10 protein-coding genes are annotated in these 12,273 nt (G+C 70.5%); 7 read left to right on the top strand and 3 right to left on the bottom strand.

The window, feature by feature from the left end; translation table 11 throughout:
* Positions 1–74: 74 nt before the first annotated feature.
* Entirely contained in the window at positions 75–245 is a 171-nt protein-coding gene (locus LNW72_RS26180; RefSeq protein ID WP_250977604.1) for a hypothetical protein, read from the bottom strand.
* 107 nt (positions 246–352) lie between these two features.
* Complete coding sequence (locus tag LNW72_RS26175; protein ID WP_285369753.1) at positions 353–718, bottom strand: MGMT family protein; 366 nt, start codon at positions 716–718, stop codon at positions 353–355.
* Between the two features lie 80 nt (positions 719–798).
* Between LNW72_RS26175 and LNW72_RS26170 the strand changes: the two genes are divergently transcribed.
* The 7 genes from LNW72_RS26170 (at position 799) to LNW72_RS26140 (ending at position 10,945) form a co-directional block, all read left to right on the top strand.
* Entirely contained in the window at positions 799–3,702 is a 2,904-nt protein-coding gene (locus tag LNW72_RS26170; RefSeq protein WP_250977603.1) for a lysylphosphatidylglycerol synthase transmembrane domain-containing protein, read from the top strand.
* A gap of 142 nt (positions 3,703–3,844) precedes the next feature.
* Positions 3,845–4,654, top strand: coding sequence for a VC0807 family protein (locus LNW72_RS26165; protein ID WP_250977602.1), 810 nt, complete (start codon positions 3,845–3,847; stop codon positions 4,652–4,654).
* A 207-nt stretch (positions 4,655–4,861) separates the two neighbouring features.
* Positions 4,862–6,007 (top strand): hypothetical protein, encoded by a 1,146-nt coding sequence (locus tag LNW72_RS26160; protein ID WP_250977601.1) that lies wholly within the window; start codon positions 4,862–4,864, stop codon positions 6,005–6,007.
* A gap of 227 nt (positions 6,008–6,234) precedes the next feature.
* Positions 6,235–7,320, top strand: a complete 1,086-nt coding sequence (locus LNW72_RS26155) for a phosphotransferase family protein (protein ID WP_250980316.1) — start codon at positions 6,235–6,237, stop codon at positions 7,318–7,320.
* Between the two features lie 201 nt (positions 7,321–7,521).
* Positions 7,522–8,184, top strand: coding sequence for a hypothetical protein (locus LNW72_RS26150; protein WP_250977600.1), 663 nt, complete (start codon positions 7,522–7,524; stop codon positions 8,182–8,184).
* Positions 8,185–8,216: 32 nt separating this feature from the next.
* Entirely contained in the window at positions 8,217–9,236 is a 1,020-nt protein-coding gene (locus tag LNW72_RS26145; protein ID WP_250977599.1) for a hypothetical protein, read from the top strand.
* Between the two features lie 104 nt (positions 9,237–9,340).
* Complete coding sequence (locus tag LNW72_RS26140) at positions 9,341–10,945, top strand: alpha/beta hydrolase (protein WP_250977598.1); 1,605 nt, start codon at positions 9,341–9,343, stop codon at positions 10,943–10,945.
* 71 nt (positions 10,946–11,016) lie between these two features.
* Here the strand turns inward: LNW72_RS26140 and moeZ are convergent, their stop codons facing one another.
* The gene (gene moeZ, locus LNW72_RS26135; RefSeq protein ID WP_138350972.1) at positions 11,017–12,195 is read right to left on the bottom strand and encodes an adenylyltransferase/sulfurtransferase MoeZ; all 1,179 of its coding nucleotides are present in this window, start codon (positions 12,193–12,195) and stop codon (positions 11,017–11,019) included.
* Positions 12,196–12,273 lie beyond the last annotated feature (78 nt).

The raw sequence follows: 12,273 nt of genomic DNA, 5'->3' as shown, positions 1-12,273 counted from the left end.
CGGGGGCTTCTCGTCCCGTCCGGTGGTCCGGACGGCGACCCGGACCCTGGGGCCGGTGTGGTCAGCTGTCGACGCTACGCCTCCCGGCGCACGGGCCGCAGCCAGTCCCACCCGTGTTCGGGCGTGGACTCGGTCACGTCCTTCGTCACGTCCTTCGTCGCGTACTTCGTCGCGTACTTCGTCGCGTACTTCGGCACGTATGGGGTCAGTTTCCCGGTCAGGTGCTCGACCGCATACTCCCTCACCTCATTCACGGCCTCGTTCGCCCACGCGTTCACGTACTCCGTACGGACGGCTCGCCGCATGTTCCGGCCCGCCATGGCCGAAGCTGGACACTGTGAGCATCCGGTCGTCATTCCCCGGCGGGCGCGCCGTCCCACCGGGCCCGCCGCATATCGATGCGCGGCACATGACCCTCGGCGGAGCGCGCCGCCTCCCGCAGCGGTGTGCCCTCCTCCCGGTAGTGCTCCAGCGCGCGCAGCTCATGGCCGGGCAGCAGATGGCCGTCGGAGCGCACCACGCGCCACCACGGCACGGCGCCGCCGTACAGCGCCATGACCCGGCCGACCTGCCGCGGCCCTCCCTCGTCGAGCCACTCGGCGACGTCCCCGTAGGTCATCACCCGGCCGGGCGGGATGGCCTCGGCCGTCTCCAGCACCCGCTCTGCGTATTCGGAGGGCGCGGTCTCCTCGTTCGTCCGCTCACTCATCCGGCCCATCCTGCCTCAGGCCACCGACAACGGGGGGTTCAGCGCGCGTCCCCGGACCGCTCATGCCACCATCGTGCGCGGGGTGACTGGTGATACGAGAGCAAAACGAGACAGCGGGACAGCAGGACCAGGACGCGGCGGCCACTTCGGCCGGCCGCGCCGTTGACGTGCCGTCGTCCGACAGCGGGACGCCCGGAGCCGGCAGCGATGCCGGGAACGGCGCCGGCGGCAGCACCGGCCCGGAGGCCTCGACCCCCACGAACGAAACCCCCACGAACGAAACCCCTGCGGACAAGGACCAGGACCAGGACCAGGCGACCGAAGCAGCAGCTGCGGCCGAGCCGGCCGAAACGACCGAACCCGCTGCACCGGTCGAGTCCGCCGAACACACCGAGCCCGCCCGGCCCGCCGAAGAGCCCGACGTCGTCCACAGCGACGACGTCTCCAGCGACGAGCCGCTGCTCGCCGCCCGCGTGCACCGTCCCGCCGACCTCATGCGGTTCCTGCTCGGTCTGCTCGGCATCGCCGTCGTCATGGCCATCGCCGGTTTCGCCCATGCCACCACCAACGGCGTCGAGGCGGACATCGCCAAGGGCGCGCGCAACGCGCCCGACGCGCTGAGCACCTTCGCCGGCCTCACGGCGAGCATCGCCGTACTGATCGTCCCGGTCGCCTTCGCGATCGAGCGGCTGATCAAACGGGACGGGCTGCGGATCGCCGACGGCGTGCTCGCCGCCGTCCTCGCCCACGGTGTGGCGCTGGCCACCGACCTGTGGGTGACCAACGCCGCCCCGGGCCCGATCCGGGCCGCGATGACCCAGATCGCGCCGGGCGGCGGCGGGATCACCGACCCCGTGCACGGCTATCTGGCACCGGTCATCGCCTATATGACGGCCGTCGGCATGGCCCGGCGCCCGCGCTGGCGGGTGCTGCTGTGGTTCGTGCTGCTGCTGGACGCGTTCGCGGTGCTGGTCGGCGGCTATACGACGCCGTTCTCGATCATCGTGACGGTGCTCATCGGCTGGACCGTCGCCTACGGCACCCTGTACTCGGTCGGCTCGCCGAACGTCCGGCCGACCGGCCAGAACCTGCTCGCCGGCCTGCGCCGCGTCGGCTTCGCCCCGCTGACCACCCGCCGCGCGGACGGCGAGGTCCCCGAGACCCCGGACTCCGAGCGCGGCCGCGGCTATCTCGTCACCCTGGAGGACGGACCGCCGCTCGACGTCACCGTCGTGGACCGCGAGCAGCAGGCGCACGGCTTCTTCTACCGGGTGTGGCGCCGGATCTCGCTGCGCGGCATCAACCAGCGCCGCAGCCTGCAGTCGCTGCGCCAGGCCCTGGAGCAGGAGGCGCTGCTGGCGTACGCGGCCATCGCCGCCGGGGCCAACGCGCCGAAGCTGATCGCCACCTCCGAGCTGGGCCCGGACGCCGTCATGCTCGTCTACGAGCACATCGGCGGCCGCCGGCTGGACGCACTGCCGGACGAGGAGCTCACCGACGCGCTGCTGTACAACGCCTGGCAGCAGGTCAAGGCGCTCCAGTCGCGGCGGATCGCGCATCGGCGGCTGGTCGGCGAATCCCTCCTGGTGGATCGTTCCGGCAAGGTCTTTCTGACGGATCTGCGCGGCGGCGAGATCGCGGCCGGCGACATCGTGCTGCGGATGGACATCGCCCAGCTGCTGACCACCGTCGCACTGCGCGTCGGCCCGGAACCGGCGGTCAAGACGGCCGTCGCCGTCCTCGGCCCGGACGCGGTCGCGAACTCCCTGCCGCTGCTCCAGCCGATCGCGCTGAGCCGCTCCACCCGCGCGGAGCTCAAGCAGCTGAACCGTGCGCGGGCGCAGCGCGAGCGGGACGCCGTGCTCGCCGCGTCCGCGGCCGACAAGGAGGCGCGGGCCGCGGCGGCCGCTGCCGCCCCCTCGCGCGGCTCGGCCAAGGCCGAGAAGCGGGCCGAGAAGCGCGCCATCGAGGTGGCCCAGGACGAGGCCCGCGAGGAGGATCTGCTCTCCAGGATCCGTCAGCAGGTGCTGCTCATCCGGCCGCAGGCCCCGGTGGAGCCGGTCCGCCTGGAGCGGATCAAGCCGCGCACCCTCGTCACGGTCATCGCGGGCGCCTTCGCCGCGTACTTCCTGCTGTCGCAGATCAGCTCGGTGCCGATCGCCGACACGATCTCCCGCGCGAACTACGGCTGGGCGGCCGTCGCCGTGGTCGGCTCCGCGCTCAGCTATGTGGCGGCGGCCTGCGCGCTGGCCGGCTTCGTCCCGGAGCGGCTGTCGCTGTTCAGGACGGTCATGGCACAGATCGCCGGATCGTTCGTGAAGCTCGTCGCCCCGGCGGCGGTCGGCGGCGTCGCCCTCAACACCCGCTATCTGCAGAAGTCGGGCGTACGGCCGGGCCTCGCGGTGGCGAGCGTCGGCGCATCCCAATTGGTCGGTCTCGGCTCGCACATCCTGCTGCTGCTGACCTTCGGCTACATCACCGGCACCGAGAAGACACCGTCGCTGTCACCGTCCCGTACGGTCATGGCCGGGCTCCTCACCGCGGGTGTCCTCGTGCTGGTCGGAACGGCGATCCCGACTCTGCGCAAGTTCGTCTCCACCCGGGTACGGGCACTGTTCGCGGGTGTCATCCCGCGCATGCTCGACGTGCTGCAGCGTCCGGTGAAGCTGCTGACGGGCATCGGCGGCACCCTGATGGTCACCTTCACCTTCGTGATCTGTCTCGACGCCTGCGTACGTGCCTTCGGCGGCGGCCTCAGCTACTCGACGATCGCGGTCGTCTTCCTCGCCGGCAACGCGATCGGTTCCGCCGCGCCCACCCCCGGCGGTGTCGGCGCGGTCGAGTTCGCCCTCACCGGTGGTCTGATCGCGGCCGGGATCCCGGGCACGATCGCCACTCCGGCGGTGCTGCTCTTCCGGCTCCTCACCTTCTGGCTCCCCGTCCTGCCGGGCTGGCTCTCCTTCAACTACCTCAGCCGCAGGGGCGATCTCTGAGCGGAGCGGCGCGCGCCGCTCCGCAACTGCTCCGCCGGCCGGGACATTTGTACTGCCGAAGCCTGGAGATCCATCTCTGTCGAGCGCACCACCCTCCGCGCGAAGCTCTTCCTACAAGGAGTTCTCACGGAGGAGGCCGGACATGACGCAGGGACAGCAGGCGGCGCAGGTCCAGCAGATGCGGCAGCAGACGCAGACGCAGAGCCAGGTTGTCGAGGCCGCCGTGCAGGAGTCCAACCCGCTGGTCACGATGCTGAAGCCGCTCGTCCTCGACATCGCCGTGCCGCTCGGTTCGTACTACCTGCTGCACAACGGCTTCGGCGTCGGCCTGGTCGCGTCCCTCATGCTGAGCAGCATCGTCCCCGCCGTCCGCACCATCGTCGCGGCGGCCCGGGACCGGTCGTTCAACGGGCCCGCCGGCATCATGCTGGTGGTCAACCTCGTGGGAATCGTCCTCAGCTTCGTCACCGGCGACGCGCGTCTGATGATCGTCAAGGACTCGGCGCTCAGCAGCGTGGTGGGGATCGCCGTACTGATCGCGGCCGCCACCGGGAAGCCGCTGATGTCCGCCGGGCTGAAGCCGTTCATGACGAAGGGCAAGGCCGCCAACATCCTCGCCTGGGACCGGCTGTCGGCCGGAAGCCCCCGCTTCCGGCGCGCGGAGCTGCTGTTCAGCACGATCTGGGGCGTCTCCATGCTGACCGAGTGCGTCGCACGGATCGTGCTGGCCTTCATCCTTCCGGTCTCCACCATGGTCTGGCTGTCGACCGTCCTGCTGATCGCGTCCATCCTCCTGGCCGCGGTGGTCGGCGGCATCGCCACCAACCCGATCGAGCGGATGATCGCGGACGAGGCGAAGGCGGCGGACGAAGGCGCCGCGTCGGAGACGAAGGCCGTCGCGGCGGACACCGTCGGAGCGGAGAGCGTCGCAGTGGAGACCGTCGCGGCCTGACCCCAGTGGCCCCCTCAGGATGCTGCCGTCGGGCCGCGGAACGGCCTGTCCGGACATGGCGTGGGAGCCGAAGGAGTCGTTCGGGGCGCTCGCCGCCGCGTACAGCCCGAAATCCGAGTGATACGTGCACGGATCTAGGCCCGGCCTCCATAACTGACGTACCGTCAGGGAATTCTCGACACCGAGGAGCCCGAGGAGGAGACGGCCGTGCCACAACGCCCCGTTCCGCTGGACGAGTACCCCGTCCACCAGATCGCCCGCTCCATGCGCCATGTCGCCAGCGGTGACCGCAACGCCTACGACCGGTCGATCTTCCAGGTCTTCGACCACGAGGGCCGGGCGCTGCTCATCACCGGCCTCGGCGTCTACCCGAACCTCGGCGTCACCGACGCCTACGCGACGCTGCTCCAGGGCGACCGGATCGTCGCCGTCAGAGCCTCGGACGCGCTCGGCGAGGACCGGATGCGTCAGCAGGTCGGACCGTTGCGGATCGAGGTACAGGAACCGCTCAAACGGCTGCGGCTGGTCTGCGAACCGGAAGAACCGGACCCGGACGCCGACGAGGCCTCGAGCCTCTCCTTCGACCTGGTCTGGGAGGCGGACTTCCCGGCCGTCGAGGAGCCGCACCACATCCAGTACACCGGCGACCGGCTCTTCCTCGAAGCCAACCGGTTCTGCCAGGCCGGCAGCTGCCACGGAGTGATCCGCGCCGGCGGCCAGGAGATCACCGTGGAACGCGGCCGCTTCACCGCCACCCGCGACCGCAGCTGGGGTGTCCGCCCCATCCCCGGCGAGGCGCCCGGCCGGGCCGCCGAGGAGTTCCGCGCCGAGGGCTTCCACTGGCTGTGGATCCCGATCCGCTTCGAGGACCGTTTCGTCATGGTGATCCTCCAGGAGGACGCCGACGGCTACCGCGCCCTCGACAGCGCCGTCCTCGTACACCCCGCGGACGCCGGCCGCCCCGACGAGCAACTCGGGCGCGCCCACGTCGACATCACGTACCGCTCCGGCAGCCGGCACCCCGAATCGGCCGTCATCCACCTCACCGGAGCCGACCGCAAGCCGATCGAGATCCACGCCGAGCTGCTCGGCGGCAGCCCGCTGGCGGTCGGCGCCGGATACCCGCCGGCCGGCGACTGGCAGCACGGCGAGTGGAAGGGCCGCGGCTGGCTGGACCGCCGCACGTACGACCTGGCGGACCCGGCGGGCCTGGGCCTCGCGGCGTACGGCGTCATCGACCACGCGGCCCGCTTCACCTGGGACGGCGCCACCGGCTACGGAATCTTCGAGCACGGCAGCTTCGGGCGGCACAACCCGAGCGGGTTCACGGGCTTCGACTCGGTAGCGCCGTAGGGCCACAACGGCGTACGGCGTATCGGCGTAACGGCGTAACCCCGTCAGCCCGTCAGCCCGTCAGCCCGTCAGCCCGTCAGCCCGTCAGCCCAGAACTTGTAGCCCTTGGAGCAGTCCCGCGTACTTCCCGCCGATTCCGGCAAGGAACGGGGAGTAGCCGAAGCCCTGTCCGGCAAGGCCCGCAAGGAGGACCCGTGTCGAGCCCGACCCCACCCCCCGCACCGCACATGACCACCAGCACCCGCGATCCCCAGCTCCTCCGGCAGCGGCTCGACGCCTGGCTGCACGCCCGCGAACCCGGCGCGCACACCCGCACCTTCCACGTCCCGTCCTCCAACGGCATGTCCAGCGAAACCGTGCTGTTCGACCTCGCCGTGCCGCACCGGGCCGGCACCGCCCGCCAGCAGCTGCGCCCGTGCGTCCTGCGGCTGGCCGCCGACCCCGACGCCTACGCGGCGTTCCCCGTGTACGACATGGAGCGCCAGTACCGCACGATCCAGGCCGTCGCCCAGCACAGCAAGACCCCGGTCCCGGCCCTGCTGTGGCTGGAGACCGACCCGGCGCCGCTCGGCGCACCGTTCTTCGTCATGGAACGCGTCGAGGGCCGCGTACCGCCCGACGTCATGCCGTACACCTACGGCGACAACTGGCTCTACGACGCCGAACCCGCCGACCGTGAGCACCTCCAGCAGTCCACCGTCGATGTACTGGCCGAGCTGCACACCGTCCCGGTCGCATCGGTCGCGTTCCTGGCCGGGCCCTCCGGCGACGCGCTGCGCGACCATGTGACGGCCCAACGCGAGTACTACCACTGGGTCGTCGACGGCCGCCCCCGCTCCCCGCTCATCGAGCGCGCCTTCGACCGGCTCGACGCCCTGTGGCCGGACGACCCCGGCCCCACCGTCCTGAGCTGGGGCGACGCCCGCATCGGCAACATCCTCTACGCGGGCTTCGACCCCGTCGCCGTCCTCGACTGGGAGATGGCCGCCCTCGGCCCCCGTGAGCTCGACCTCGGCTGGATGATCTACCTCCACCGCTTCTTCCAGGACCTCACGGAGCAGACCGGCTACCCGGGCCTCCCCGGCTTCATGACCCGCGACGCCATCACCGCCCGCTACCGCGACGCCACCGGCCACACCCCCCGCGACCTGGACTTCCACACTCTGTACGCGGCCCTCCGGCACGCCAACGTCATGCTCCGCATCGGCTACCGCCAAATCCACTTCGGCGAACGCCCCCTCCCCACCGACCCGGACGACCTGATCATGCACCGCACCTCCCTGGAGGCGATGATCGAGAACCGCTACTGGTGACCGTCACGGGGGCCCGTCCGGCCGGGCCCCCGCGTCCCGCTCGCCGGCAGTGACATGAACGTGACGCATTCAGCACACCCTCCCCCTCGATCCCCCTGCGTGGCTTGGGTAACGTCGTACGTCCTACGTACGGGGACCACGGGGACGTACTCAACGCTGACCCGCCGGTGCCCACCCACCGACCGGGAGCCCTTCACCTCTATGCGAGCCCCCACCGCGCTCACCGCCGCCGCCCTCGCGACCGCGTCCGCCCTCCTCCTCACCGCCTGCGGCGGGGGCGGCTCCGACGGCAAGTCCGACGGGATCCCGGGCGTCGTGACGACGACGGCCACGGCGTCGGCGACTCCGTCGGCGTCCGCGACACCGACGGCGACCGGGCCGGACCTCACGTTGCCCGCGGATCTGAAGCTGGAGTTCGCGTGGGCGGCGCCGTCCGATCACGCCAAGGCCGTCGCGCTGGCCGATGCCGCCCATTTCGTGCAGAGCATCGCGCACGGCGTCGTCAAGCGGAACGCCAACGACCCGGGGCTCACGACCTACTCGCGGGATGCCGCCCTGGCGTACGGGAAGTTCCACGTCCAGAACCACCTGACGCACGGCTGGACGCTCACCGGGACCGATCGCTACTACCGTCCGCAGATCAGGGTGGCCGCCGACGGGCAGACCGCCGAGGTGGCGTTCTGCAACGACCAGACCAAGATGTACGGCCGCGAGGTGAAGACCGGCAAGGTCCTCTACACGCAGCCGAGCGACAAGGACTTCTCGTACTACTCCATCATCATGACGAAGCTGCCGACGAGCCCGGAACTGTGGCAGGCCAAGTCCATCGACGTGAAGGGGAAAGCGACGCAATGCAAGCAGTGATAGCGGCTCGGCTCGCGCGACGCGGTCTGGCCATGTCCGCGGTCGCGGTGTTGCTCTCGGGCGGTCCCGCATTCGCGGGCGGACCGGACGACAACACCACCCAGCCTCCCCCCGCCGACGGCGGCGGCCAGAAGCACGGCGAGCTCTACGCCAAGGTGTCCTTCACCCCCGCCAACGGCCACGACGGGCCGGGCCGCGGGCCCCTCAAGTCCACGGACGTGAGCTGGAGCCCGCCGCCCTGCTGGTACGCGCCGATGTACGGCGCGAAGGAGTACAAAGAGTTCTTCCAGAAGGGCTGGACCGAGAACTCCGGCGACTGGCACGGTACGGCCGGCACCGCGATGGGCCAGCTGCGCGACCACTACACGGACGGCTACTCGTGGCCCGGCCACCCCGGCTACAAGGACTTCAACGTCGCCGAGGACGGAAAGGGCATGTTCTGGGCGGGGGTGGAGAATCCGGCATCGACGGATGTCCTGGCCCGCGGCTCATGCTCCGAGGTCCCGTTCTGGGTCGAGAACGGCAAGACGCCACCGATCAAGAACGCCATCTCTCCTCTGTTGCTGTCGGAGCTCGCCTATCAGCGGATGCGCGTCCCGGGCACCGACGTCTCCCTGAGCCCGCAGACCAACCAGACCGTCAACCTCCCCACCTGGGTCTGGCTGAGCGGGGACGAGTACGCGCCCGTCACCGTCAGGGCCTCCGTCGCGGGCGGCACCATCTGGGCCGAGACCACGGCCACGCCGGTCAGCGTGCACATCGAACCCGGAACGGAGGACGCCAACGTCTTCCCCGCCGGGGGTGACTGCCCGATCGGCAAGGACGGCCATGTCGGCACGCCCTACGCCAAGGGCTCCACGGGCAGTCCGCCGTGCGGCGTGACCTACCTCCGGTCGACCCCGAACGGCTCGTCGTACCAGCTCACCGTGACCGTGACCTGGAAGGTCACCTGGCGCGGCTCCGACGGTCCGGCCGTCCACCCGCTCCCGGACGGGGTCTTCGGGACCCCGACTCCCGTCACCGTCAAGGAGATCCAGACCGTCGTCCGCTGACCCGTTCCCGCACCGCCGCCGCCGGCCCTCGAGCCGTAACCCCAAGCAGACCTATCCGCCCGTATGGGATCATCCGCGCATTGGGAACGACGGGTGGGAGATCCATGAGCAACGTACGGGTGCGGCGGGACGCGGTGGTGGGTGTCGCGTTGGTCATTGTGCTGGGGGCGGCGGGGTGTGGGGGCGGGGATTCGAAGGCCGCGGACGACAAGCCCGCGGCGAGGGCCTCCGTGGCGGGCAGCACGCCGCCGGCCGGCGCGCCGGGCGCGCTGCCCGGCTCGCTGACCGGGCAGAAGCTGAGCTGGCGGCGGTGTCCGGCGCCGAGTGTGGCGCAGGGGGCGGACGGCAAGGCGCCGGGGAGCGAGTGGCAGTGCTCGACGCTCAAGGCGCCGCTGGACTACGCGAAGCCGGACGGTCCGACCATCGGTCTCGCGATGATCCGCGCCAAGGCCACCGGCAGCGGCCGGATCGGATCGCTGGTGTTCAACTTCGGCGGACCCGGCGGGTCGGGCGTGGGCGCGCTGCCGTCGTTCGGGAAGGACTACGAGAAGCTGCGGTCGCGCTACGACCTGGTGAGCTTCGATCCGCGCGGCGTCGGTGAGAGCCAGGGCGTGAAGTGCCTGGACGACCGGGCCACGGACGCCTCGCGGTCGATCGACGGAACCCCGGACACACCCGACGAGGTGCGGGCGCAGCAGGCCGATCTGCGGAAGCTGGTGGCGGCGTGCGTGCAGAACTCGGGCGACGTGCTGCCACACGTGGACACGATCAGTGCCGCCCGCGACATGGATCTGATGCGCCAGGTGCTGGGTGACGACCAGTTGCACTACTTCGGCATCTCGTACGGCACTGAGCTCGGCGGCGTCTACGCCCATCTGTTCCCGGGCAAGGTGGGCCGCGCGGTCCTCGACGGGGTGGTCGACCCGACGCTCGACCCGGAGCAGGCCGGCATCGGCCAGGCGAAGGGCTTCCAGCTCGCGCTGGACAACTACCTGACGGACTGCGCGAAGAACACCGCCAACTGCCCGGCCGGCCACAGCCGGCAGGCCGGCGACCAGTGGATCTCCGCGTTCCTGGCGAAGCTCGACGGGAAGCCGCTGCCGACCGACGACGGCCGCGAGGTCACCCAGACCATCGCGACGAACGGGATCGCCGCCACCCTGTACTCGAAGGACGACTGGAAGTACCTGACCATGGCGCTCAAGGAGGCCAAGGCGACGGGCAGCGGCAATCTGCTGCTCGCCTTCGCCGACTCGTTCGCCGGCCGGGACCAGAACGGCCGGTACAACAACCTGATGCCGGCCAACACGGCGGTCAACTGCGCCGACGCCAAGCAGCGTTACACCCAGGAGCAGGTGCGGGAGAAGCTGCCGGCGTTCCGTCAGGCCTCGCCCGTCTTCGGCGAGTTCCTGGCCTGGAGCCTCCCCGCGTGCACCGGCTGGCCGGTGCCGGGCAACTGGCAGACGCCGGACGTCGGCGCCCCGGGCGCGGCGCCGATGCTCGTCATCGGCAACACCGGTGACCCGGCAACGCCGTACGAGGGCGCCGGGAAGATGGCGGCCGGGCTCGGTGCGGACGTCGGGATCGAGATCACGTACAAGGGCGAGGGCCACGGCGCGTACAACAGCGGCAACGCCTGCATGACGAAGACCGTCAACGCCTATCTGCTGGACGGGACGGTCCCCGCGAAGGGCACGACCTGCTCCTGATCACGCACGTGAGGTCCCGCACACCGTTGTCGGTGTGCGGGCCCTCACGTTTTGCGCGACCGGCGATACCGCTAGTAGACCGGCTTGTGCGGCTCGACCGTGTGCACCCAGCCGATGACGCCGCCACCGACGTGCACCGCGTCCGAGAAGCCCGCGGACTTCAGGACGGCGAGGACCTCCGCGGAGCGGACACCCGTCTTGCAGTGCAGGACGATGCGCTTGTCCTGGGGCAGGTTCTGCAGGGCGGTGCCCATCAGGAACTCGCCCTTGGGGATGAGCTTGGCGCCCGGGATGGAGACGATCTCGTACTCGTTCGGCTCGCGGACATCGATGATCTCGATGTTCTCGCCGTCGTCGATCCACTCCTTGAGCTGCTTCGGCGTGATCGTCGAACCCGCGGCGGCCTCCTGGGCCTCCTCGGAGACGACGCCGCAGAAGGCCTCGTAGTCGATCAGCTCGGTGACGGTCGGGTTCTCACCGCAGACCGCGCACTCCGGGTCCTTGCGGACCTTGACCTGGCGGTAGGTCATCTCCAGGGCGTCGTAGATCATCAGTCGGCCGACCAGCGGGTCGCCGATGCCGGCGAGCAGCTTGATCGCCTCGGTGACCTGGATCGACCCGATGGACGCGCAGAGCACGCCCAGCACGCCGCCCTCGGCGCAGGAGGGGACCATGCCGGGGGGCGGGGGCTCCGGGTAGAGGCAGCGGTAGCACGGACCGTGCTCGCTCCAGAAGACGGACGCCTGCCCGTCGAAGCGGTAGATCGAGCCCCAGACGTAGGGCTTGTCCAGCAGCACGCACGCGTCGTTGACCAGGTAGCGGGTCGCGAAGTTGTCCGTGCCGTCGACGATCAGGTCGTACTGGGAGAAGATCTCCATGACGTTCTCGGCCTCGAGGCGTTCCTCGTGGAGAACGACGTTCACGTACGGGTTGATGCCGAGGACGGAATCGCGCGCGGACTGGGCCTTGGAACGGCCGATGTCCGCCTGGCTGTGGATGATCTGGCGCTGCAGGTTCGACTCGTCGACCTCGTCGAACTCCACGATGCCGAGCGTGCCGACACCGGCGGCGGCCAGGTACATCAGGGCCGGCGAGCCGAGGCCGCCGGCGCCGACACACAGCACCTTGGCGTTCTTCAGCCGCTTCTGTCCGTCCATCCCCACATCGGGGATGATCAGATGGCGCGAGTACCTGCGGACCTCGTCGACGGTGAGCTCGGCAGCCGGCTCGACCAGGGGTGGCAGCGACACGGGGACTCCGGATCGGTAGGCATACGGGTGTACGGGTGGTTCTCTCCGTAACACTGCCACGCCGGTCTTCATTCCGAG

The organism is Streptomyces sp. RKAG293 (assembly GCF_023701745.1).
In the GTDB taxonomy this organism is placed as follows: Bacteria; Actinomycetota; Actinomycetes; order Streptomycetales; family Streptomycetaceae; genus Actinacidiphila.
Note: the sequence above shows the minus strand (reverse complement) of the source record. Positions and strands in the feature narration are given on the sequence as shown.

Bases quoted from the DNA above. Each gene is read 5' to 3' on its own strand.
- LNW72_RS26175 (WP_285369753.1), bottom strand. From the start codon at position 718: ATGGGCCGGATGAGTGAGCGGACGAACGAGGAGACCGCGCCCTCCGAA.
- LNW72_RS26165 (WP_250977602.1), top strand. From the start codon at position 3,845: ATGACGCAGGGACAGCAGGCGGCGCAGGTCCAGCAGATGCGGCAGCAG.
- LNW72_RS26155 (WP_250980316.1), top strand. From the start codon at position 6,235: ATGACCACCAGCACCCGCGATCCCCAGCTCCTCCGGCAGCGGCTCGAC.
- LNW72_RS26150 (WP_250977600.1), top strand. From the start codon at position 7,522: ATGCGAGCCCCCACCGCGCTCACCGCCGCCGCCCTCGCGACCGCGTCC.
- LNW72_RS26145 (WP_250977599.1), top strand. From the start codon at position 8,217: ATGTCCGCGGTCGCGGTGTTGCTCTCGGGCGGTCCCGCATTCGCGGGC.
- LNW72_RS26140 (WP_250977598.1), top strand. From the start codon at position 9,341: ATGAGCAACGTACGGGTGCGGCGGGACGCGGTGGTGGGTGTCGCGTTG.